Annotated in this window: 20 protein-coding genes and 3 tRNA genes; 21 read left to right on the plus strand and 2 right to left on the minus strand. The window is 57.2% G+C overall.

Going from position 1 to position 22469, the window contains the following annotated elements:
- The first annotated feature begins 79 nt into the window (after positions 1-79).
- The 4 genes from carA to AC1DSG_RS12825 all read left to right on the plus strand — a co-directional run bounded on the left by carA (position 80) and on the right by AC1DSG_RS12825 (position 5462).
- Positions 80-1216 (plus strand): glutamine-hydrolyzing carbamoyl-phosphate synthase small subunit, encoded by a 1137-nt coding sequence (gene carA, locus AC1DSG_RS12810; protein ID WP_477791210.1) that lies wholly within the window; start codon positions 80-82, stop codon positions 1214-1216.
- A gap of 118 nt (positions 1217-1334) precedes the next feature.
- The gene (carB, locus tag AC1DSG_RS12815) at positions 1335-4556 is read left to right on the plus strand and encodes a carbamoyl-phosphate synthase large subunit (RefSeq protein ID WP_477791211.1); all 3222 of its coding nucleotides are present in this window, start codon (positions 1335-1337) and stop codon (positions 4554-4556) included.
- Positions 4553-5029 (plus strand): transcription elongation factor GreA, encoded by a 477-nt coding sequence (gene greA, locus AC1DSG_RS12820; RefSeq protein ID WP_477791212.1) that lies wholly within the window; start codon positions 4553-4555, stop codon positions 5027-5029. The genes carB and greA overlap by 4 nt, the downstream gene beginning before the upstream one ends.
- Before the next feature lie 28 nt (positions 5030-5057).
- A complete protein-coding gene (locus AC1DSG_RS12825; RefSeq protein WP_477791213.1) occupies positions 5058-5462 on the plus strand; it encodes an MFS transporter in 405 nt (134 codons plus the stop codon).
- Between the two features lie 9 nt (positions 5463-5471).
- Here AC1DSG_RS12825 and AC1DSG_RS12830 read toward each other — a convergent pair whose 3' ends face one another.
- On the minus strand, positions 5472-5780 hold the full coding sequence (locus AC1DSG_RS12830) for a YhbY family RNA-binding protein (RefSeq protein WP_007942889.1): 309 nt from the start codon (positions 5778-5780) through the stop codon (positions 5472-5474).
- 101 nt (positions 5781-5881) lie between these two features.
- Between AC1DSG_RS12830 and rlmE the strand changes: the two genes are divergently transcribed.
- The 17 genes from rlmE (at position 5882) to AC1DSG_RS12915 (ending at position 21947) form a co-directional block, all read left to right on the plus strand.
- Positions 5882-6511 carry a 23S rRNA (uridine(2552)-2'-O)-methyltransferase RlmE gene (rlmE, locus tag AC1DSG_RS12835; RefSeq protein WP_027924458.1) on the plus strand — a complete coding sequence of 210 codons (630 nt, stop codon included), beginning with the start codon at positions 5882-5884 and terminating at the stop codon, positions 6509-6511.
- 202 nt (positions 6512-6713) lie between these two features.
- A complete protein-coding gene (gene ftsH, locus AC1DSG_RS12840; RefSeq protein WP_477791214.1) occupies positions 6714-8624 on the plus strand; it encodes an ATP-dependent zinc metalloprotease FtsH in 1911 nt (636 codons plus the stop codon).
- Positions 8625-8632: 8 nt separating this feature from the next.
- Entirely contained in the window at positions 8633-9484 is an 852-nt protein-coding gene (gene folP / locus AC1DSG_RS12845; protein ID WP_477791215.1) for a dihydropteroate synthase, read from the plus strand.
- 16 nt (positions 9485-9500) lie between these two features.
- A complete protein-coding gene (gene glmM, locus AC1DSG_RS12850; protein WP_477791216.1) occupies positions 9501-10838 on the plus strand; it encodes a phosphoglucosamine mutase in 1338 nt (445 codons plus the stop codon).
- A 66-nt stretch (positions 10839-10904) separates the two neighbouring features.
- Positions 10905-11660, plus strand: coding sequence for a triose-phosphate isomerase (gene tpiA / locus AC1DSG_RS12855; RefSeq protein ID WP_477791217.1), 756 nt, complete (start codon positions 10905-10907; stop codon positions 11658-11660).
- A 4-nt stretch (positions 11661-11664) separates the two neighbouring features.
- The gene (gene secG, locus AC1DSG_RS12860; RefSeq protein ID WP_477791218.1) at positions 11665-12048 is read left to right on the plus strand and encodes a preprotein translocase subunit SecG; all 384 of its coding nucleotides are present in this window, start codon (positions 11665-11667) and stop codon (positions 12046-12048) included.
- A 22-nt stretch (positions 12049-12070) separates the two neighbouring features.
- Positions 12071-12156 (plus strand) — tRNA-Leu (locus tag AC1DSG_RS12865).
- Between the two features lie 96 nt (positions 12157-12252).
- Positions 12253-12329, plus strand: a tRNA-Met gene (locus AC1DSG_RS12870).
- A 138-nt stretch (positions 12330-12467) separates the two neighbouring features.
- On the plus strand, positions 12468-12926 hold the full coding sequence (gene rimP, locus AC1DSG_RS12875) for a ribosome maturation factor RimP (protein WP_010463487.1): 459 nt from the start codon (positions 12468-12470) through the stop codon (positions 12924-12926).
- Between the two features lie 47 nt (positions 12927-12973).
- The gene (gene nusA, locus AC1DSG_RS12880) at positions 12974-14455 is read left to right on the plus strand and encodes a transcription termination factor NusA (RefSeq protein ID WP_007942874.1); all 1482 of its coding nucleotides are present in this window, start codon (positions 12974-12976) and stop codon (positions 14453-14455) included.
- Between the two features lie 27 nt (positions 14456-14482).
- Entirely contained in the window at positions 14483-17014 is a 2532-nt protein-coding gene (gene infB / locus AC1DSG_RS12885) for a translation initiation factor IF-2 (protein ID WP_477791219.1), read from the plus strand.
- Between the two features lie 159 nt (positions 17015-17173).
- The gene (gene rbfA, locus AC1DSG_RS12890) at positions 17174-17575 is read left to right on the plus strand and encodes a 30S ribosome-binding factor RbfA (protein ID WP_007942872.1); all 402 of its coding nucleotides are present in this window, start codon (positions 17174-17176) and stop codon (positions 17573-17575) included.
- 3 nt (positions 17576-17578) lie between these two features.
- The gene (truB, locus tag AC1DSG_RS12895) at positions 17579-18496 is read left to right on the plus strand and encodes a tRNA pseudouridine(55) synthase TruB (protein WP_007942871.1); all 918 of its coding nucleotides are present in this window, start codon (positions 17579-17581) and stop codon (positions 18494-18496) included.
- Positions 18497-18613: 117 nt separating this feature from the next.
- Positions 18614-18883 (plus strand): 30S ribosomal protein S15, encoded by a 270-nt coding sequence (rpsO, locus tag AC1DSG_RS12900; RefSeq protein WP_003177875.1) that lies wholly within the window; start codon positions 18614-18616, stop codon positions 18881-18883.
- A 195-nt stretch (positions 18884-19078) separates the two neighbouring features.
- Positions 19079-21184: a polyribonucleotide nucleotidyltransferase gene (gene pnp / locus AC1DSG_RS12905; protein WP_477791220.1), complete on the plus strand. Its 2106-nt coding sequence runs from the start codon at positions 19079-19081 to the stop codon at positions 21182-21184.
- 131 nt (positions 21185-21315) lie between these two features.
- A tRNA-Thr gene (locus AC1DSG_RS12910) sits at positions 21316-21391 on the plus strand.
- A 250-nt stretch (positions 21392-21641) separates the two neighbouring features.
- On the plus strand, positions 21642-21947 hold the full coding sequence (locus tag AC1DSG_RS12915) for a DUF6388 family protein (protein WP_477791221.1): 306 nt from the start codon (positions 21642-21644) through the stop codon (positions 21945-21947).
- Positions 21948-22029: 82 nt separating this feature from the next.
- On the opposite strand, the gene AC1DSG_RS12920 is transcribed toward AC1DSG_RS12915, so the two are convergent.
- A partial coding sequence (locus tag AC1DSG_RS12920) for a nicotinate-nucleotide diphosphorylase (protein ID WP_477791222.1) occupies positions 22030-22469 on the minus strand: 440 nt, incomplete at its 5' end.

Genomic DNA, 22469 nt, shown 5'->3' on the forward strand with positions numbered 1-22469 from the left:
GGGGTGACGTGTCCATACGTCACTCCGCTTTTTTACAACCTGCGATCGCCCTTTCAGGCTTTATTTACGGGAGGTCTTCTTGACTAAGCCAGCCATACTCGCCCTTGCTGATGGCAGCATTTTTCGCGGCGAAGCCATTGGAGCCGACGGTCAAACCGTTGGTGAGGTGGTGTTTAACACCGCAATGACCGGCTATCAGGAAATCCTTACCGATCCTTCCTACGCCCAACAGATTGTTACCCTGACTTATCCGCATATCGGCAACACCGGCACCACGCCGGAAGACGCCGAATCCGACCGCGTCTGGTCTGCTGGCCTGGTCATCCGTGACCTGCCACTGGTTGCGAGCAACTGGCGTAACACTATGTCTCTGTCCGATTACCTGAAAGCCAACAACGTTGTGGCTATCGCCGGTATCGACACCCGCCGCCTGACGCGCATCCTGCGTGAAAAAGGCGCACAGAACGGCTGCATCATGGCCGGTGACAATATTTCCGAAGCCGCCGCCATCGCCGCCGCGCAGGGTTTCCCTGGCCTCAAGGGCATGGACCTGGCAAAAATCGTCAGCACCAAAGAGCAGTACGAATGGCGCTCGACTGTCTGGGATCTGAAAACCGACAGCCACGCGACCATCGACGCTTCCGAGTTGCCGTACCACGTGGTCGCCTACGACTACGGCGTCAAGCTGAACATCCTGCGCATGCTGGTCGAGCGCGGTTGCCGCGTGACCGTGGTGCCTGCGCAAACGCCTGCTGCCGATGTGCTGGCTCTGAAGCCGGATGGTGTGTTCCTGTCCAACGGCCCTGGCGACCCGGAGCCTTGTGACTACGCGATCCAGGCGATCAAGGACGTGCTGGAAACCGAAATTCCGGTATTCGGCATCTGCCTCGGTCACCAGCTGCTGGCACTGGCCTCCGGCGCCAAGACCCTGAAAATGGGCCACGGCCACCACGGTGCCAACCACCCGGTCCAGGATCTGGACAGCGGTGTCGTGATGATCACCAGCCAGAACCACGGTTTTGCGGTAGACGAAGCGACCTTGCCCGCCAACGTTCGCGCGATCCACAAATCGCTGTTCGACGGCACCCTGCAAGGCATCGAGCGTACTGACAAGAGCGCCTTCAGCTTCCAGGGTCACCCGGAAGCCAGCCCTGGCCCGAACGACGTAGCGCCATTGTTCGATCGCTTCATCAACGAGATGGCCAAGCGACGCTGATCGCTCGCCTTGATGGTGCAAAGCTTGAGGGCGGTCCCGACACCGGCGGCCCCCTCAAGGCTTCAAAGATTGAACAAGACGGCTTGCCGACTGACCTGCGGATTTGAGTGACAAACCCATGCCAAAACGTACAGACATTAAAAGCATCCTGATTCTCGGCGCTGGCCCGATCGTTATCGGCCAGGCCTGCGAATTCGACTACTCCGGCGCCCAGGCCTGTAAAGCCCTGCGCGAAGAGGGTTACCGCGTCATCCTGGTGAACTCCAACCCAGCCACCATCATGACCGATCCGGACATGGCCGACGCCACCTACATCGAGCCGATCAAGTGGCAGACCGTTGCCAAGATCATCGAAAAAGAGCGTCCGGACGCGCTGTTGCCAACCATGGGCGGCCAGACCGCTCTGAACTGTGCACTGGACCTGGAGCGCGAAGGCGTTCTGGAGAAGTTCGGCGTAGAAATGATCGGCGCCAACGCTGACACCATCGACAAGGCTGAAGACCGTTCGCGCTTCGACAAGGCGATGAAATCCATCGGCCTGGACTGCCCGCGTTCGGGTATCGCCCACAGCATGGAAGAGGCCAACGCGGTTCTTGAGCGCCTGGGCTTCCCGTGCATCATCCGTCCGTCCTTCACCATGGGCGGCACCGGTGGCGGTATCGCTTACAACCGTGAAGAATTCGAGGAAATCTGCGCTCGTGGTCTGGACCTGTCTCCAACCAAAGAGCTGCTGATCGACGAATCCCTGATCGGCTGGAAAGAGTACGAGATGGAGGTTGTCCGCGATAAGAAGGACAACTGCATCATCGTCTGCTCCATCGAAAACTTTGACCCGATGGGCGTGCACACCGGTGACTCGATCACCGTTGCGCCGGCACAGACCCTGACGGACAAGGAATACCAGATCATGCGTAACGCCTCGTTGGCGGTACTGCGTGAGATCGGCGTGGAAACCGGCGGCTCCAACGTTCAGTTTGGCATCTGCCCCGACACTGGCCGTATGGTCGTGATCGAGATGAACCCGCGTGTATCCCGCTCTTCGGCACTGGCCTCGAAAGCCACGGGTTTCCCGATTGCGCGTATCGCTGCCAAGCTGGCGATCGGCTACACCTTGGACGAACTGTCGAACGAAATTACCGGCGGCGCTACTCCTGCGTCCTTCGAGCCGTCCATCGACTACGTCGTGACCAAGCTGCCACGTTTTGCCTTCGAGAAGTTTCCGAAAGCCGACGCGCGCCTGACCACTCAAATGAAGTCGGTCGGTGAAGTCATGGCCATCGGCCGGACCTTCCAGGAATCCCTGCAGAAAGCCCTGCGTGGGCTGGAAGTGGGGGTTTGCGGCCTGGACGAGAAGCTCGACCTGAGCAACCCGGAAAGCATGAGCGTGCTCAAGCGCGAACTGACCGTGCCGGGTGCCGAGCGTATCTGGTACGTGGCTGATGCCTTCCGCGCCGGTCTGTCGGTCGAAGATATCTTCGGCATGAACATGATCGACCCGTGGTTCCTGGTGCAGATCGAAGATCTGATCAAGGAAGAAGAGAAGGTCAAGACCCTGGGTCTGGCCAGCATCGACCACGACTTGATGTTCCGCCTCAAGCGCAAAGGCTTCTCCGACATGCGTCTGGCCAAGCTGCTGGGCGTGACCGAGAAGGCTCTGCGTCGCCACCGTCACAAGCTGGAAATCTTCCCGGTCTACAAGCGCGTTGACACCTGCGCGGCCGAGTTCGCCACTGACACCGCTTACCTTTACTCGACGTACGAGGAAGAGTGTGAAGCCGCGCCGTCGGGCCGTGACAAGATCATGATCCTCGGCGGCGGTCCAAACCGTATCGGCCAGGGCATCGAGTTCGACTACTGCTGCGTACACGCGGCACTGGCGCTGCGCGAAGATGGTTACGAGACCATCATGGTCAACTGCAACCCGGAAACCGTTTCCACCGACTACGACACCTCCGATCGCCTTTACTTCGAACCAGTGACCCTGGAAGACGTGCTGGAAATCGTCCGCGTCGAGAAGCCGAAGGGCGTGATCGTCCAGTACGGCGGCCAAACCCCGTTGAAACTGGCGCGTGCACTGGAAGAAGCCGGCGTACCAATCATCGGCACCAGCCCTGATGCCATCGATCGTGCCGAAGACCGTGAGCGTTTCCAGCAAATGGTTGAGCGCCTGAACCTGCGTCAGCCGCCAAACGCTACCGTGCGCAGCGAAGACGAAGCGATTCGTGCTGCCGCCAAGATCGGTTACCCGCTGGTGGTTCGTCCGTCCTACGTACTGGGCGGCCGCGCGATGGAAATCGTTTACGAAGAAGAAGAGCTGAAGCGCTATCTGCGTGACGCGGTGAAAGTGTCAAACGACAGCCCGGTGCTGCTCGACCACTTCCTCAACTGCGCCATCGAAATGGACGTGGATGCAGTCTGCGACGGCACCGACGTGGTGATCGGCGCGATCATGCAGCACATTGAGCAGGCAGGCGTTCACTCCGGTGACTCCGCGTGCTCCCTGCCGCCGTACTCGTTGCCTGTACACATCCAGGACGAGATGCGCGAACAGGTCAAGAAAATGGCCCTGGAACTGGGCGTGGTCGGCCTGATGAACGTTCAGTTGGCGCTGCAAGGCGAAGACATCTACGTCATCGAAGTCAACCCGCGCGCTTCCCGTACCGTTCCGTTCGTGTCGAAGTGCATCGGTGTTTCCCTGGCGATGATCGCGGCTCGCGTGATGGCCGGCAAAACCCTGAAAGAAATCGGCTTCACCAAAGAAATCATCCCGAACTTCTACAGCGTGAAAGAGGCGGTGTTCCCATTCGCCAAATTCCCTGGCGTGGACCCGATCCTGGGCCCAGAGATGAAGTCCACCGGTGAGGTGATGGGCGTGGGCGACACCTTCGGCGAAGCATTCGCCAAGGCCCAGATGGGCGCCAGCGAAGTGCTGCCGACTGGCGGTACCGCGTTCATCAGCGTGCGTGACGACGACAAGCCATTGGTTGCAGGCGTGGCCCGTGATCTGATCAACTTGGGTTTCGAAGTGGTTGCCACTGCCGGTACTGCCAAGCTGATCGAGGCTGCTGGCCTGAAAGTGCGCCGTGTGAACAAGGTGACCGAAGGTCGTCCGCACGTGGTCGACATGATCAAGAATGACGAAGTCACCCTGATCATCAACACCACCGAAGGTCGTCAGTCGATCGCTGACTCGTACTCCATTCGTCGTAATGCCTTGCAGCACAAAATCTACTGCACCACGACTATTGCTGCTGGCGAAGCCATCTGCGAAGCGCTGAAGTTCGGTCCCGAGAAGACCGTGCGCCGCTTGCAGGATCTACACGCAGGATTGAAGGCATGATCAAATACCCAATGACCGTCCAGGGCGCGAAAGCCCTGGAAGAAGAACACGCTCACCTGACCAAGGTCGTCCGTCCCAAGCTCAGCCAGGACATCGGGACGGCCCGCGAATTGGGTGACTTGAAGGAAAACGCCGAATACCACGCTGCTCGTGAGCAGCAGGGGATGGTCGAGGCGCGGATTCGTGACATTGAAGGCCGGATTCAGAATCAGGTCATCATCGACGTCACGACCATTCCTCACACCGGCAAAGTGATTTTCGGTACCACCGTTGAAATCGCCAACGTTGAGTCGGATGAGCGCGTCACTTATCACATCGTGGGTGAGGACGAGGCTGATTTCAAACTCGGCAAAATTTCTGTCGGTTCGCCACTTGCCCGCGCCTTGATAGCCAAGGAAGAGGGTGACGTGGTTGCCGTCAAAACGCCGAGCGGCGTCATCGAGTACGAGATTGTCGAAGTTCGCCATATCTAAAGGCCTGCGCCCGCTACGTGCGGGCGCTATGGTTTGGCAGCTGGCTCAGATGTTGTGGGTTGGCGGTCTGTGGCTGGTACACATCGGTCTGGCGCCGGCGTTGGGCCGAATAGGTCTGGCGCCGCTGCTGATCGACGAAATTGCAGGCATGCTGAATGCGCTGATGGTGGGATTTGCCACAGCGTGCGTAATTTTTCAGGCTTTGGTGCTGGTACAGGCCGAGGGCCTTGCCAGTCTATGGCGCGATATTCGCGGGCAGTTGCTGCTGATGGCGTTGTATGCGTGCGCGATGTTTTTCGCGGTGCGCTTCGGCTGGCCGGATGCGGTGCGTTTGCAGGTGTTCAGCTATCTTGTTCTGGGCTTTTCCGGGTTGGTGCTGGTGTTGCAGCCGGTGCCGGGGAGGAGCGGCAGGGTGCGCGAAGCACACCCTTGACCCTTGCCATCACTTGAAGCGATGGACGTTCGACAGCTGCTTGTTGACGCTGAAGTTCTTGCGGTAAATCAGTGCCATCTTGCCGATGACCTGAACCAGATCCGCTTTGCCGACCTTGCAGAGTTCTGCAATGGACGCCAGGCGCGATTCGCGATCGAGGATGTTGAGCTTGATTTTAATCAGCTCGTGATCCGCCAAAGCGCGTTCAAGTTCGGCTAACACACCTTCAGTCAAACCGTTGTCAGCCACAATCAAAACTGGTTTCAGATGGTGGCCAATGGATTTGTACTGTTTCTTCTGCTCTTGAGTGAGCGGCATAATCTGACCCTTTCGTCTGGATTCTGTAAAATGGCGGCCATTTTACCCGAGGGCTCGTGGATCCGCCCAACTAATCACGACCCTTATYATCGAGGTGCCCAATGGCGCGTTCCAAGACAAGCCTTGGTTGGCTGAAAAGACATGTCAACGATCCCTATGTGAAGCAGGCGCAGAAGGATGGCTACCGCTCGCGTGCGAGTTACAAACTTCTGGAGGTCCAGGAGAAATACAAGCTGATCCGTCCCGGCATGAGCGTTGTCGACCTGGGTGCGGCGCCCGGGGGTTGGTCGCAGGTGACTAGCCGTCTGATCGGTGGTGAGGGGCGTCTGATCGCCTCGGACATTCTGGAAATGGACAGCATTCCGGACGTGACTTTCATCCAGGGTGACTTCACCGAGGACGAAGTGCTTGCGCGGATCCTTGAAGCTGTGGGTAATTCGCAGGTGGACCTTGTGATTTCCGATATGGCCCCCAATATGAGTGGTACGCCTGAAGTGGACATGCCAAAAGCCATGTTTCTTTGCGAGCTGGCGCTTGATTTGGCGGAACGGATACTCAAGCCGGGTGGTAATTTCGTGATCAAGATTTTTCAGGGCGAAGGGTTTGATGTTTACCTGAAGGATACTCGTCGGAAATTCGACAAGATCCAGATGATCAAGCCAGACTCTTCTCGCGGCAGTTCCCGCGAGCAATACATGCTGGCTTGGGGTTACCGCGGGCGTAGTGAGTAAAACGAGGTTTTTTGGCGGGGCGATAGGATTTTCGTATTTCGCCCCGTGAGCATTTGCGAATATTGTGTAGAAAGTGTTTCACAAAGGGTTACAGACGGCGCCTGCCAGAGCCGTAGGTAATGTAGTAAGTTAGGCCGGTGAATATCATGCGAAGCGCGCGCCATTAGCGGAGCTTGCTTCAGAGGGTAGTTAATTGAACGATATGGCAAAGAATCTGATCCTGTGGTTGATCATCGCGGCTGTCCTGGTGACAGTGATGAACAACTTCTCCAGCCCTAACGAGCCGCAGACCCTCAACTATTCCGACTTCATCCAACAGGTCAAGGATGGCAAGGTTGAACGCGTAGCGGTTGACGGCTACGTGATCACCGGTAAACGCACCGATGGTGACAGCTTCAAGACCATCCGTCCGGCAATCCAGGACAACGGTCTGATCGGCGACCTCGTGGACAACCACGTCGTAGTCGAAGGCAAGCAGCCTGAACAGCAAAGCATCTGGACTCAACTCCTGGTCGCAAGCTTCCCGATCCTGGTGATCATCGCCGTGTTCATGTTCTTCATGCGGCAGATGCAGGGCGGAGCAGGCGGCAAAGGCGGACCGATGAGCTTCGGCAAGAGCAAGGCACGCCTGCTCTCTGAAGATCAGGTGAAAACGACCTTGGCTGATGTTGCGGGTTGCGACGAAGCCAAGGAAGAAGTCGGCGAACTGGTCGAGTTCCTCCGGGATCCGGGCAAGTTCCAGCGCCTGGGCGGTCGTATTCCTCGCGGCGTGCTGATGGTCGRCCCTCCGGGTACTGGTAAAACCTTGCTGGCCAAGGCGATTGCCGGCGAAGCGAAAGTGCCGTTTTTCACCATCTCCGGTTCCGACTTCGTTGAAATGTTTGTCGGTGTCGGTGCCAGCCGTGTTCGCGACATGTTCGAGCAGGCCAAGAAACACGCGCCATGCATCATCTTCATCGATGAAATCGACGCCGTTGGTCGCCACCGTGGCGCCGGCATGGGCGGCGGTCACGATGAGCGCGAGCAGACTCTCAACCAGTTGCTGGTAGAGATGGACGGCTTCGAAATGAATGACGGCATCATCGTTATCGCTGCAACCAACCGTCCAGACGTATTGGACCCGGCATTGCTGCGTCCAGGCCGTTTCGACCGTCAGGTTGTGGTGGGTCTGCCAGACATTCGTGGTCGCGAACAGATTCTCAAGGTTCACATGCGCAAAGTGCCAATGGGTGACGACGTCGCTCCGGCAGTGATCGCTCGCGGTACACCTGGTTTCTCCGGTGCTGACCTGGCTAACCTGGTGAACGAGGCCTCCTTGTTCGCAGCCCGTGCCGGCAAGCGCATCGTCGAAATGAAAGAGTTCGAACTGGCGAAAGACAAGATCATGATGGGCGCCGAGCGCAAATCCATGGTCATGTCCGAGAAAGAAAAGCAGAACACCGCTTATCACGAAGCCGGTCACGCTATCGTTGGTCGCGTCGTGCCAGAGCATGACCCGGTTTACAAGGTCTCGATCATCCCGCGCGGTCGTGCGTTGGGTGTGACCATGTTCCTGCCGGAAGAAGATCGTTACAGCCTGTCCAAGCGTGCGCTGATCAGTCAGATCTGCTCGCTGTACGGCGGCCGAATTGCTGAAGAGATGACCTTGGGCTTCGATGGCGTCACCACGGGTGCCTCCAACGACATCATGCGTGCCAGCCAGATTGCGCGGAACATGGTGACCAAGTGGGGCTTGTCGGAAAAACTCGGTCCGTTGATGTATGCCGAAGAGGAAGGTGAAGTGTTTCTCGGTCGCGGCGGCGGTGGTCAGAGCGCAAGCTTCTCTGGTGAGACGGCCAAGCTGATCGACTCCGAAGTACGCAGCATCATTGATCAGTGCTACGGCACGGCCAAGCAGATTCTCACGGATAACCGCGACAAGCTTGATGCCATGGCGGATGCCTTGATGAAATACGAGACGATTGATGCTGATCAGATCGATGACATCATGGCGGGTCGTGCTCCTCGCGAACCTCGTGACTGGTCAGGCGGTACCGGTACGTCCGGGACACCTCCGGTGGTGCAGGATGAGCGTCCGGAAACACCGATCGGCGGTCCCGCTGCTGACGTATAAGGTTTGAAATGACTTTTGTTCAGTCCTCGACCCGGTTGCCTTGCGGCAACCGGGTTCTTGATTTGGCCCAGACGCATGTCATGGGCATTCTCAATGTCACTCCTGATTCCTTTTCTGATGGCGGCCGATACAGCCAGCTCGATGCGGCTCTGCGCCATGCCGAGTCGATGGTAGCGGCAGGCGCGACGTTGATTGATGTCGGTGGCGAGTCAACCCGTCCAGGTGCCCGGGCGGTTTCTCCGCTTGAGGAGCTGGAGCGCGTAGCGCCTATCGTTGAGCGTATCAATCGCGAACTGGATGTGATTATTTCTGTCGATACCTCCACGCCAGCGGTTATGCGCGAGACTGCGCGGTTGGGTGCTGGCTTGATCAATGATGTGCGCTCGCTACGTCGAGACGGTGCCCTGGATGCTGCGGCAGCCACCGGGCTACCCGTGTGCCTGATGCATATGCTCGGTGAGCCGGGCGACATGCAGGACAATCCGCACTACCAGGACGTCACTAAAGAGGTTGGCGAGTTTCTCGCCGAGCGCATGGTTCAGTGCGCATCGGCGGGAATCCCCTCGGAGCGGATTATTCTTGATCCGGGTTTTGGCTTCGCGAAAACCTTGCAGCACAATCTAAGCTTGTTTAAGCACATGAAGGCCTTGCATGCCTTGGGGCGGCCTCTGCTGGTCGGGGTTTCGCGAAAGAGCATGATTGGTCAGGCCTTGAATCGCCCGGTTGGGGAGCGTCTGTACGGTGGTCTGGCGCTCGCAGCGCTGGCTTCGGCCAATGGGGCGCGTATATTGCGCGTCCATGATGTAGCCGAAACAGTGGATGTGGTGCGGATGATCGCCGCAGTGGAATCAGCCGAATAAAAATGATGGAGCACTTATGAGTAAAAAATACTTTGGCACCGACGGTATTCGTGGCCGGGTCGGTGAATACCCGATCACTCCTGATTTCATGCTCAAGCTCGGCTGGGCTGCGGGCATGGCGTTTCGCAAGATGGGCGCCTGCAAGGTGCTGGTAGGCAAAGACACCCGAATCTCTGGTTACATGTTCGAGTCGGCACTCGAGGCCGGTCTGACGTCGGCAGGCGCTGACGTGATGCTGCTGGGCCCGATGCCTACACCGGCAATCGCCTACCTGACGCGCACCTTTCATGCCGAAGCTGGCATCGTGATCAGTGCCTCGCACAATCCTCACGATGACAATGGCATCAAGTTCTTCTCCGGAAAGGGCACCAAGCTTCCGGATGAAGTCGAGTTGATGATTGAAGAGTTGCTTGATACGCCGATGACCGTGGTTGAGTCGAGCAAGATCGGTAAAGTGTCACGTATCAACGACGCCTCTGGCCGTTATATTGAATTCTGCAAAAGCAGCGTCCCGACCAGTACCAGCTTCGCGGGCCTGAAGATCGTCATCGACTGCGCTCACGGGGCAACCTACAAGGTTGCCCCGAGTGTGTTCCGTGAGTTGGGCGCTGAAGTCGTTGTACTGTCCGCTCAGCCTAACGGCCTGAACATCAATGACAATTGCGGTTCGACCCATATGGGTCAATTGCAGGCTGCCGTATTGGCCGAACATGCCGATTTGGGTATCGCATTCGATGGTGATGGCGATCGCGTCCTGATGGTCGATCATACGGGCGCCATTGTTGACGGGGACGAGCTGCTTTACATCATCGCCCGCGATCTGCATGAGCGAGACGTGCTGCAAGGTGGTGTGGTCGGTACGCTGATGAGTAACCTGGGGCTGGAGCTGGCCCTGGCTGATCTGTCGATTCCATTTGTGCGCGCCAACGTTGGCGATCGGTATGTCATCGCTGACTTGCTTGAGCGTAACTGGTTGGTGGGTGGTGAGAACTCGGGGCATATCGTCTGCTTTAACCACACGACTACTGGTGATGCGATCATCGCGGCATTGCAGGTTCTGATGGCGCTGAAAAGGCGTTCAGAAGGTCTGGCGCAGGCTCGTCAGGCGCTTCGCAAGTGCCCGCAGGTGCTGATCAATGTCCGATTTGGTGGTGGTGCGAATCCGCTCGAGCATCCATCGGTCAAGGAGGCCAGCGATCGCGTCACCAAGGCAATGGCGGGTCGTGGTCGTGTGCTCTTGCGCAAGTCCGGGACAGAGCCATTGGTGCGTGTCATGGTCGAAGGCGAGGACGAAACACAGGTTCGCGGTTACGCCGAAGAGCTGGCAAAACTGGTTACTGAAGTTTCTGCCTGAATTCGGCTTGCCAGCCACGATTGTGTTGGGTAACATCTGCGCCCACTTTGACCGACGAGGTACAGCATGCGTCGCCCTATGGTAGCTGGTAACTGGAAGATGCACGGTACCCGCGCCAGCGTCGCTGAGCTGATCAACGGCCTTAGTCATCTGGCCTTGCCGAGCGGTGTTGATGTAGCGGTATTCCCGCCTTGCTTGCATATCAATCAAGTGATTGATGGTTTGGAAGGAAAGTCGATTTCGGTCGGCGCGCAGAACTCTGCGGTGGAATCCGGGCAGGGCGCATTGACCGGTGAGGTTGCGCCGAGTCAGTTGGTGGATGCAGGCTGTTCCCTGGTGCTTGTCGGGCACTCTGAGCGCCGCCAGATAATGGGCGAGCGAGACGAGATGCTGATTCGCAAGTTCGCAGCGGCACAGGCATGTGGCTTGATTCCGGTGTTGTGTGTAGGGGAAACCCTTGAGCAGCGCGAAGCCGGGAAAACTCTTGAGGTTGTCGGGCGTCAGCTGGGCAGTATCATAGAGGAGCTGGGTGTCGGTGCTTTTGCAAATGCAGTAATTGCTTACGAGCCGGTCTGGGCCATTGGTACCGGGCTGACTGCTTCGCCGCAACAGGCGCAGGATGTGCATGCAGCCATTCGCGCTCAGTTGGCGGCAGAGAATTCTGAAGTCGCACAAGGTGTGCGGCTTCTATACGGCGGCAGCGTGAAGGCGGCCAATGCGGTCGAACTGTTCGGCATGCCGGATATCGATGGGGGGCTCATTGGTGGAGCTTCCCTGAATGCAGATGAGTTCGGTGCGATCTGTCGCGCCGCGGGAAACTGAAAAAATGCTGGAAACAGTCGTAGTCGTTTTTCATCTGCTGGGTRCATTGGGCGTAGTTGCTCTGGTATTGCTGCAGCAGGGTAAAGGTGCGGATGCTGGCGCGTCTTTCGGAGCAGGTGCTTCAAATACTGTGTTCGGAAGCCAAGGTTCCTCTACCTTTCTTAGTAAGTTTACTGCTATACTTGCCGCAGGTTTTTTCATAACCAGCTTGGGGTTAGGTTACTTTGCTAAAGAGAAAGCTCACCAGCTGACTCAAGTAGGTCTCCCAAATCCAGCGGTGTTGGAAGTTCCAAAGCAGCAACCGGCTTCTGATGATGTCCCGGTGCTTCAAGAGCAAAAGTCGGCTAATCCAGCGACTGACGTACCTCCAGCTCAAGAGCAAAAGTAAGAAGGGTTTCAAACGTAGTATTGCCGAGGTGGTGGAATTGGTAGACACGCAACCTTGAGGTGGTTGTGCCCATAGGGTGTAGGGGTTCGAGTCCCCTTCTCGGTACCAATTATCAGGAGAGCCCGCTGTTGCGGGCTTTCTTGTAGGTGGAAGGTTACATTGACCCTGTCAGGGATCGGTCGTATACTTCCGCCCCAGCTTTGTCGCGGGGTGGAGCAGTCTGGTAGCTCGTCGGGCTCATAACCCGAAGGTCGTCGGTTCAAATCCGGCCCCCGCAACCAGTTTAAGGAGCCCCTTTTAAGGGGCTTTTTGTTAGCTGGACACTTTCTACGCCGCTGTTCGACGGCGTTTCAAGGATGGGCGTTTCGCCCATTTTTTTATTTTGCATAGCATGCACATACATGCACGAGGGGGTTCAGGTGTCGAGCAAGCTAGAAGAGTTGCAGGCCTTGTTGGCCCCGGTGGTCGTGGCCCTGGGCTATGAATGCTGGGGTATCGAGTTTTCGGCTCAGGGTCGTCACTCGATGTTGCGCGTTTATATCGATAAAGAGGGCGGCGTGCTGGTGGACGATTGTGCCATTGTCAGCCGTCAGATCAGCGGTGTCCTGGATGTTGAAGATCCTATCGCCGTTGAATATACCCTTGAGGTTTCCTCGCCTGGCATGGAACGCCCGCTGTTCACTATTGAGCAGTTTGCAAAATTTGCCGGTGAACAAGTGAAGATCAAGCTGCGCTCGCCCTTTGAAGGACGACGCAACTTTCAGGGCCTTCTGCGTGGTGTAGAAGAGCAGGACGTCGTGGTGCAGGTTGAAGACCATGAATTTCTGTTGCCGATCGATATGATCGACAAGGCCAACATTATTCCCAGTTTTGACTGAGACGCGGATCCCGCGGATCCAATGGCTTGCGAAAGGCGAGGCGTACGATGAGCAAAGAAGTACTGCTGGTTGTTGAGTCGGTATCCAATGAAAAGGGCGTACCGGCAAACGTAATTTTTGAAGCGCTGGAGCTGGCTCTGGCCACTGCTACCAAAAAGCGTTTCGAGGACGAAGTCGATCTGCGTGTGGAAATCAATCGCCACACCGGTGCTTACGAGACATTTCGTCGCTGGACGGTCGTCGAAGAAGCAGATCTGGACGATCCGGCCATTGAAACCTGGCCGAGCAAGGTTGCCGAAACGCATCCAGGTTCCAAGGTTGGCGATGTAGTCGAAGAAAAAATTGAATCCATCGAGTTCGGCCGTATCGCTGCACAGACTGCCAAGCAAGTCATCGTGCAAAAAGTTCGTGAAGCCGAGCGCGCTCAAGTCGTTGACGCCTATCGCGAGCGCCTGGGGGAAATCATCTCCGGCACCGTGAAGAAAGTGACCCGCGACAACGTGATCGTCGATCTGGGCAACAACGCTGAAGCGTTGCTGGCTCGTGAAGACATCATTTCCCGCGAAACCTTCCGTGTCGGCGTGCGTCTGCGTGCGCTGCTCAAGGAAATCCGCACCGAGAACCGCGGCCCGCAGTTGATCCTGTCGCGTACCGCGCCGGAAATGCTTATCGAGTTGTTCCGCATCGAAGTGCCGGAAATCGCTGAAGGCCTGATCGAAGTAATGGCTGCGTCCCGTGACCCGGGTTCGCGCGCCAAGATCGCGGTCCGCTCCAAGGACAAACGCATCGACCCGCAGGGCGCTTGCATCGGTATGCGCGGTTCGCGCGTCCAGGCAGTGTCGGGTGAGTTGGGCGGTGAGCGTGTGGATATCGTCCTGTGGGACGATAACCCGGCTCAGTTTGTAATCAATGCAATGTCGCCGGCTGAAGTGGCGGCAATTATCGTTGACGAAGATGCCCATGCAATGGACATCGCCGTTGGCGCAGACAATCTGGCTCAGGCCATTGGTCGCGGTGGTCAGAACGTGCGTCTGGCTAGCCAATTGACTGGCTGGACCCTGAACGTGATGACCGAATCGGACATCCAGGCTAAGCAGCAAGCAGAAACCGGCGACATCCTGCGCAACTTCATCGACGAGCTGGAAGTCGATGAAGACCTGGCACAGGTGCTGGTAGATGAAGGCTTCACCAGCCTGGAAGAGATTGCCTACGTACCGTTGGAAGAAATGCTCAACATCGACGGCTTTGACGAAGAAACCGTCAACGAGCTTCGCGCTCGTGCCAAGGATCGTTTGTTGACCAAAGCCATCGCTACTGAGGAAAAGCTGGCAGACGCCCATCCGGCCGAAGACCTGCTCTCGCTTGAGGGTATGGACAAGGATTTGGCGATGGAACTGGCGGTGCGCGGCGTAATTACCCGCGAAGACCTGGCCGAGCAGTCTATTGACGACCTGCTCGACATCGACGGCATTGACGATGATCGTGCCGGCAAGTTGATCATGGCCGCCCGAGCCCACTGGTTCGAGTAATTAGGCGCGGCCTGAGGAGAGAAGTGCATGACGCAAGTCACGGTGAAACAACTGGCCGATGAGGTCAAAACACCGGTAGAGCGCCTGTTGCAGCAGATGCGTGAGGCAGGTCTGCCGCATACCGCCGCCGAAGAAAATGTGACTGACAGTGAGAAGCAATCGTTGCTGACTCATTTGAAAAGCAGCCACAAGGCGAAAGTGGAAGAACCACGCAAGATCACGCTGCAGCGTAAAACCACCAGCACCCTGCGTGTTGCTGGCAGCAAAAGCATCAGCGTTGAAGTCCGTAAAAAGAAAGTTTTCGTACAGCGCAGCCCGGAAGAAATCGAAGCCGAGCGCAAACGCGAACTGGATGAACGTCGCGCAGTAGAAAACGCTGCTCGTCAGAAGGCTGAAGAAGAAGCCAAGCGTCGCGCCGAAGAAGAAGCGCGTCGCCAGCCTGCTGCTGCGCAATCGGCTACTTCCGGCGCTGTTGCTGCGCCTGCTGCAGTTGCCGAACCTGTGCGTGAAAGCGCGCCGGTTGTAGCGGCTGCACCAGCACCGTCTGCTGACGTTCGCAACAAGCAGAACGAGCAGCGCCGTCCGGACAAACCACGTGCCGACGATAACAATCGTCGCAGCGGCGGTGGCGATGGAGAGCGCAAAAACGCTCCGCATCGTGCTTCGGTCAAAGAGAAAGCGCCTGCGCCACGTGTTGCGCCACGTACTACCGACGAAGAAAGCGATGGCTTCCGTCGTGGTGGTCGCGGCAAGGCCAAGCTGAAGAAACGCAACGCCCACGGTTTCCAGAGCCCAACCGGCCCTGTCGTGCGTGATGTGCAGATTGGCGAGACCATCACTGTTGGCGATCTCGCCAATCAGATGTCGGTCAAGGCTGCTGAAATCATCAAGTTCATGTTCAAACTGGGTACTCCAGCGACCATCAACCAGGTACTGGATCAGGAAACTGCTCAGCTGGTAGCCGAAGAGCTGGGCCACAAAGTGACCCTGGTCAGCGACACCGCCCTGGAAGATTCCCTGGCCGAGTCCCTGAAGTTTGAAGGTGAGACGTTCTCCCGTGCACCGGTTGTGACCGTAATGGGCCACGTTGACCACGGTAAAACCTCGCTGCTCGACTACATCCGTCGTGCCAAGGTAGCTGCTGGCGAAGCCGGCGGTATCACCCAGCACATCGGTGCGTACCACGTTGAAACTGATCGCGGCATGGTCACTTTCCTCGACACCCCGGGTCACGCCGCGTTTACCGCAATGCGTGCTCGTGGTGCCAAGGCGACCGACATCGTGATCCTGGTAGTTGCAGCGGACGACGGCGTGATGCCGCAGACCATTGAAGCCGTTCAGCACGCCAAGGCTGCCGGTGTTCCACTGGTTGTTGCAGTGAACAAAATCGACAAGCCGGGCGCAGATCTCGATCGCATCCGTAGCGAACTGTCGGTTCACGGCGTGACCTCGGAAGAGTGGGGCGGCGACACCCCGTTCGTATCGGTTTCGGCGAAAGTCGGTACTGGCGTGGACGAGTTGCTCGAAGCTGTTCTGCTGCAAGCCGAAGTTCTCGAACTTAAAGCAACACCTTCGGCCCCTGGCCGTGGCGTTGTGGTTGAATCGCGTCTCGACAAAGGTCGTGGCCCGGTAGCTACCGTTCTGGTTCAAGACGGTACCCTGCGCCAAGGCGACATGGTCCTGGTCGGTTCGAACTATGGCCGTGTACGTGCCATGCTCGACGAGAACGGCAAGCCAATCAAAGAAGCCGGTCCTTCCATCCCTGTCGAGATCCTCGGCCTGGACGGTACTCCGGACGCTGGCGATGAGATGAGCGTGCTGTCGGACGAGAAGAAAGCCCGTGAAGTGGCTCTGTTCCGTCAAGGCAAGTTCCGCGAAGTCAAGCTGGCCCGTGCTCACGCCGGCAAGCTGGAAAACATCTTCGAAAACATGGGTCAGGCAGAGAAGAAGACGCTCAACATCGTCCTCAAATCCGACGTCCGTGGTTCGCTGGAAGCGTTGAACGGTGCCTTGAACGGCCTGGGTAACGACGAAGTGCAAGTGCGTGTTGTTGGTGGCGGTGTCGGTGGTATCACCGAATCCGACGCTAACCTGGCACTGGCCTCCAACGCTGTACTGTTCGGCTTCAACGTGCGTGCCGATGCTGGCGCTCGCAAGATCGTCGAGCAGGAAGGTCTGGATATGCGTTACTACAACGTGATCTACGACATCATCGAAGACGTCAAGAAAGCCCTCACCGGTATGCTGGGCAGCGATGTTCGCGAGAACATCCTGGGTATCGCTGAAGTGCGTGACGTGTTCCGTTCGCCGAAGTTTGGCGCGATCGCCGGTTGCATGGTTATCGAAGGTGTTGTTCACCGTAACCGTCCAATCCGTGTACTGCGTGAAGACATCGTTATCTTCGAAGGCGAGCTGGAATCCCTGCGCCGCTTCAAGGATGACGCTTCCGAAGTACGTGCCGGCATGGAATGCGGTATTGGCGTCAAGAGCTACAACGACGTCAAACCTGGCGACAAGATCGAAGTTTACGAGAAGGTTCAGGTTGCTCGCAGCCTCTGACTCGCGCACTTCAAGGGCCACGGCGAGCCGCCGCATGCAAGTGCGCGGCACGGCGTCAGGACTCTAAACGCAACGCCCGGTCTGGCTTTTGTCAGGCCGGGCGTTTGCCGCTTTCAGACCCCTCGGGTTTCACCGTGGGGCAGTAACAGGTAACAAGACATGGCAAAAGAATACAGCCGTACCCAACGTATCGGCGATCAGATGCAGCGTGAGCTGGCACAGCTGATCCGTCGTGAAGTCAAAGACCCGCGCGTCGGCCTGGTCACCATTACCGCTGTTGAAGTCAGCCGTGACGTCGGTCACGCCAAGATCTTCATCACCGTGATGGGTCAGGACAACGCCGAAGACATCGCACAAAGCATCAAGGTGCTCAACTCCGCCGCTGGTTTCCTGCGTATGCAGTTGGCCCGCGAAATGAAGTTGCGCAGCGTTCCTCAGTTGCACTTCCACTACGACGAAAGCGTCGTGCGTGGCGCGCACCTGTCGGCCCTGATCGAGCGTGCGGTGGCTGAAGACAATCAGCACCCGGTAGCCGCTGAACCCGAAGACGCCAAGGAGTAATCGGTGGCTCAGGTCAAACGTATCCGTCGTAACGTCAGCGGCATCATCCTGCTCGACAAGCCGCTGGGGTTCACCTCCAACGCCGCGTTGCAGAAGGTTCGCTGGTTGTTGAACGCCGAGAAGGCCGGGCACACCGGCAGTCTTGATCCGCTGGCCACCGGCGTGTTGCCGTTGTGCTTTGGTGAAGCCACCAAGTTTTCGCAATACCTGCTCGATTCCGACAAGGCCTATGAAACCCTGGCGCAACTGGGCAAGACCACCACCACGGCCGATGCCGAGGGTGAAGTTTTGCAGGAACGCCCGGTGACCGTTGGTCGCGCCGATGTCGAAGCTGTTTTACCCGGTTTTCGTGGGCAAATCAGTCAGATACCGCCGATGTACTCGGCGCTCAAGCGTGATGGTCAGCCGCTGTACAAGCTGGCCCGTGCAGGCGAAGTAGTGGAGCGCGAACCGCGTTCTGTTACTATTGCGCGCTTGGAATTGCTGGCCTTTGAAGGTGATACTGCGCGGCTTGCGGTGGATTGCAGCAAAGGCACCTATATCCGCACCCTGGTGGAGGATATTGGTGAGAAACTCGGTTGTGGCGCTTACGTTGCTGAACTGCGACGTACCCAGGCCGGGCCTTTCACGCTGGCGCAGACAGTCACGCTTGAAGAGCTGGAAGCGGTACATGCCGAAGGCGGCAATGAAGCGGTTGATCGCTTCCTGATGCCATCGGACAGCGGCCTGCTGGATTGGCCACTGTTGCAGTTCTCGGAGCACAGCTCGTTCTACTGGCTTAACGGCCAACCGGTTCGAGCCCCGGATGCACCGAAGTTCGGCATGGTACGGGTACAGGATCACAACGGTCGCTTCATCGGTATCGGTGAAGTGAGCGAAGACGGGCGCATCGCGCCACGTCGACTGATTCGGTCAGAATGACCGGACGAGGGTGGCTGTTAACAGGCACGGTCACTACTCATTTTTAGATACAGGGATTTGTCCCTGGCCTGTTGAAGCTGTTTTTCTGAAACAGTTTCCTGATAAAAGGATTGCCTCATGGCTCTCGACGTTCAAGAAAAAGCTCAAATCGTAGCTGACTACCAGCAAGCTGTTGGTGACACTGGTTCGCCAGAAGTGCAAGTTGCACTGCTGACCCACAACATCAACAAGCTGCAAGGTCACTTCAAGGCCAACGGTAAAGATCACCACTCCCGTCGTGGTCTGATCCGCATGGTAAACCAGCGCCGTAAGCTGCTGGACTACCTGAAAGGCAAGGATCTGGGTCGTTATCAGACTCTGATCGGTCGCCTGGGTCTGCGTCGCTAATAAGCGATTGCGCTAGAGGTTGGTTGTCTGTCGCGCGTCAGTGGGTTTCCCGCTGGCGCATGGCAGGCTCCCAGCCTCAAGTTTTATCTGGATATACGTTTTACCCTGGACAGGCGTTGGGCCGATTCCCGACATTGCCCAAGAATTTCGCAAGAAGACAAGTTCCCCAAGAGCCACAAAAGAAGGTAGGACACCGTGAACCCGGTAATCAAAAAATTCCAGTTCGGTCAGTCGACCGTTACCCTCGAGACTGGCCGTATCGCCCGTCAGGCCTCCGGCGCAGTATTGGTCACCGTTGACGACGACGTCAGCGTATTGGTGACTGTCGTTGGTGCCAAGCAAGCGGATCCAGGCAAGGGCTTTTTCCCTCTGTCCGTTCACTACCAGGAAAAAACTTACGCTGCCGGTAAGATCCCTGGCGGTTTCTTCAAGCGCGAAGGCCGTCCTTCCGAGAAAGAAACCCTGACTTCCCGACTGATCGACCGTCCGATCCGTCCGCTGTTCCCAGAAGGCTTCATGAACGAAGTGCAGGTTGTCTGCACCGTCGTTTCCACCAGCAAGAAGACCGATCCGGACATCGCTGCGATGATCGGTACCTCGGCTGCACTGGCCATCTCTGGCATTCCTTTCGATGGCCCGATCGGCGCTGCCCGCGTTGCGTTCCACGAAAGCACCGGTTACCTGCTGAACCCGACTTACGAACAACAGAAAGCTTCCAGCCTGGACATGGTCGTTGCCGGTACGTCGGAAGCCGTGTTGATGGTTGAATCGGAAGCCAAAGAGCTGACCGAAGACCAGATGCTGGGCGCGGTACTGTTTGCTCACGACGAGTTCCAGGTGGTGATCAACGCCGTTAAAGAACTGGCCGCCGAAGCAGCCAAGCCGACCTGGACCTGGGCTCCACAGCCAGAAGCGACCGCTCTGCTGGGCGCTATCCGTGCCGAGTTCGGCGACGCGATCTCCCAGGCTTACACCATCACCATCAAGGCCGACCGTTACGCTCGTCTGGGCGAACTGAAAGACCAGGTGGTTGCCAAGCTGTCCGGTGAAGAAGGTCAGCCTTCTTCCAGCGAAGTCAAAGCTGCTTTCGGCGAAATCGAATACCGCACCGTTCGCGAAAACATCGTAAACGGCAAGCCACGTATCGACGGCCGCGACACCAAGACCGTACGTCCTCTGAACATTGAAGTCGGTGTTCTGCCAAAGACCCACGGTTCGGCTCTGTTCACCCGTGGCGAAACCCAGGCTCTGGTTGTTGCAACACTGGGTACTGCCCGTGACGCACAACTGCTGGACACCCTGGAAGGCGAGAAAAAAGACCCGTTCATGCTGCACTACAACTTCCCACCGTTCTCGGTAGGTGAGTGTGGTCGCATGGGTGGCGCTGGTCGTCGCGAAATCGGTCACGGCCGTCTGGCCCGTCGTTCGATTTCAGCCATGCTGCCTGCCGCTGACGTGTTCCCGTACACCATCCGTGTTGTATCGGAAATCACCGAGTCCAACGGTTCGAGCTCCATGGCTTCGGTCTGCGGCGCTTCCCTGGCCCTGATGGACGCCGGCGTTCCGATGAAGGCACCGGTTGCCGGTATCGCCATGGGTCTGGTTAAAGAAGGCGAGAAGTTCGCTGTTCTGACCGACATCCTGGGTGACGAAGACCACCTGGGCGACATGGACTTCAAAGTAGCCGGTACCGCCAAAGGTGTTACCGCGCTGCAGATGGACATCAAGATCAAAGGCATCACCGAAGAAATCATGGAAATCGCTCTGGGCCAAGCCCTGGAAGCGCGCCTGAACATCCTCGGTCAGATGAACCAGATCATTGGCCAGTCGCGTACCGAACTGTCGGAAAACGCTCCGACCATGATCGCGATGAAAATCGACACCGACAAAATCCGTGATGTTATCGGTAAAGGCGGCGCGACCATTCGTGCGATCTGTGAAGAGACCAAGGCTTCGATCGACATCGAAGACGACGGTTCGATCAAGATCTTCGGCGAAACCAAGGAAGCGGCTGAAGCGGCACGTCAGCGCGTTCTGGGTATCACTGCTGAAGCTGAAATCGGCAAGATCTACGTTGGTAAGGTTGAACGCATCGTCGACTTCGGCGCATTCGTCAACATCCTGCCAGGCAARGACGGTCTGGTTCACATCTCGATGTTGAGCGACGCTCGCGTAGAGAAAGTGACCGACATCCTGAAAGAAGGCCAGGAAGTGGAAGTACTGGTACTGGACGTGGACAACCGCGGCCGTATCAAGCTGTCCATCAAAGACGTAGCAGCAGCCAAGGCATCGGGCGTTTAATCACTCCCCACGCCTGACCGCTTCAACGTTATAAAAAATGCCCCGCAGTGAAAGCTGCGGGGCATTTTTTTGTCTGTGGAACGGGGCATGAAGTTGCCGGCCCGGAAACCCGGTGCTAGGTTTAGCCCACTGCCCGTGTAGCTCAGTTGGTAGAGCAGCGCACTCGTAACGCGAAGGTCGCAGGTTCGATTCCTGTCTCGGGCACCATTCCACTATGGTTTCACCTTTCTGCTAAAAGCCCTTCCAGCGTTTTTTGTCGAATTGATGTAAAAGTCCATATAAATCGTCAACCAAACGTCCTATATTCGGTGCTTGTACACGTACCACTTTGCAGTTTTCAGATGATCCCCGAATGGTTCTGAAGGCCAGACAAACCGGGCTTCAACCGGTTTTTTGCGTCAGAGAGATCCTTGATGATCCAGATCCATCTTCCATTCCCCAGATCAGCGAGAACGACATGACCGTTAAAGAATTGACCCAAGAAGCCAGACACGAAGAAGCGCTCAAGAAGTACTTGCTGGATTCGCCCCAGCTTGCCGAAGAGATCAAGGACCTGCCGGCCGACGATCAGAAAGACCAGATTCAATGGGCGTTCGAGGACGAGGCCGAAGCCCAGGGCTTGCAGCCGTGGGAATTGACCCTCAAGTACACCTCCACCCCGGAAGAGTTCGAGGCTGCGCGCCTGGTACTGCACAAGGAGGCGGCCGAGGTGCTGGGTGTCGAGYGGGAAGAGTATTGCGAGATGAACAATCTGGTGGTTTGAGAGCAGCTTCGAGTTTCAAGCGGTAAGCTCCAAGTTAAAGCAAAACTGCTTGAAACTTGGAGCTTGCCGCTCGTAGCTGCGTTTAAAGGCTGAGCCGCATCGACAAATCGATAGCCTTCACGTCCTTGGTCATCGCGCCAATCGAAATGTAATCGACCCCGGTTTCGGCGACTGGTAGCAGCGTACTTTCATTGATTCCACCGCTCGCTTCCAGTTTGGCCTTGCCTGCGTTCAGACGCACGGCTTCGCGCATGTCATCCAGGCTCAGTTCATCGAGCATGATGATGTCAGCACCCGCCGCCAGAGCCTCTTTGAGCTCGCTCAGGCTTTCCACTTCGATCTCCACCGGTTTGCCCGGGGCAATCTTGTGCGCGGCGTTAATGGCTTCAGGGATGCCACCGCTGGCGGCAATATGGTTTTCCTTGATCAGGAAGGCGTCATACAGGCCGATGCGGTGGTTGTGGCAGCCGCCGCAAGTGACGGCGTACTTTTGTGCCAGGCGCAGGCCGGGCAGGGTTTTAC

This window comes from Pseudomonas sp. P5_A12, from assembly GCF_056400685.1.

Excerpts from the sequence above, each read along its gene's own strand:
- carB (WP_477791211.1), top strand. The coding sequence starts at position 1,335 with ATGCCAAAACGTACAGACATTAAAAGCATCCTGATTCTCGGCGCTGGC.
- greA (WP_477791212.1), top strand. The coding sequence starts at position 4,553 with ATGATCAAATACCCAATGACCGTCCAGGGCGCGAAAGCCCTGGAAGAA.
- AC1DSG_RS12825 (WP_477791213.1), top strand. The coding sequence starts at position 5,058 with ATGGTTTGGCAGCTGGCTCAGATGTTGTGGGTTGGCGGTCTGTGGCTG.
- AC1DSG_RS12830 (WP_007942889.1), bottom strand. The coding sequence starts at position 5,780 with ATGCCGCTCACTCAAGAGCAGAAGAAACAGTACAAATCCATTGGCCAC.
- rlmE (WP_027924458.1), top strand. The coding sequence starts at position 5,882 with ATGGCGCGTTCCAAGACAAGCCTTGGTTGGCTGAAAAGACATGTCAAC.
- folP (WP_477791215.1), top strand. The coding sequence starts at position 8,633 with ATGACTTTTGTTCAGTCCTCGACCCGGTTGCCTTGCGGCAACCGGGTT.
- glmM (WP_477791216.1), top strand. The coding sequence starts at position 9,501 with ATGAGTAAAAAATACTTTGGCACCGACGGTATTCGTGGCCGGGTCGGT.
- tpiA (WP_477791217.1), top strand. The coding sequence starts at position 10,905 with ATGCGTCGCCCTATGGTAGCTGGTAACTGGAAGATGCACGGTACCCGC.
- nusA (WP_007942874.1), top strand. The coding sequence starts at position 12,974 with ATGAGCAAAGAAGTACTGCTGGTTGTTGAGTCGGTATCCAATGAAAAG.
- infB (WP_477791219.1), top strand. The coding sequence starts at position 14,483 with ATGACGCAAGTCACGGTGAAACAACTGGCCGATGAGGTCAAAACACCG.
- rbfA (WP_007942872.1), top strand. The coding sequence starts at position 17,174 with ATGGCAAAAGAATACAGCCGTACCCAACGTATCGGCGATCAGATGCAG.
- rpsO (WP_003177875.1), top strand. The coding sequence starts at position 18,614 with ATGGCTCTCGACGTTCAAGAAAAAGCTCAAATCGTAGCTGACTACCAG.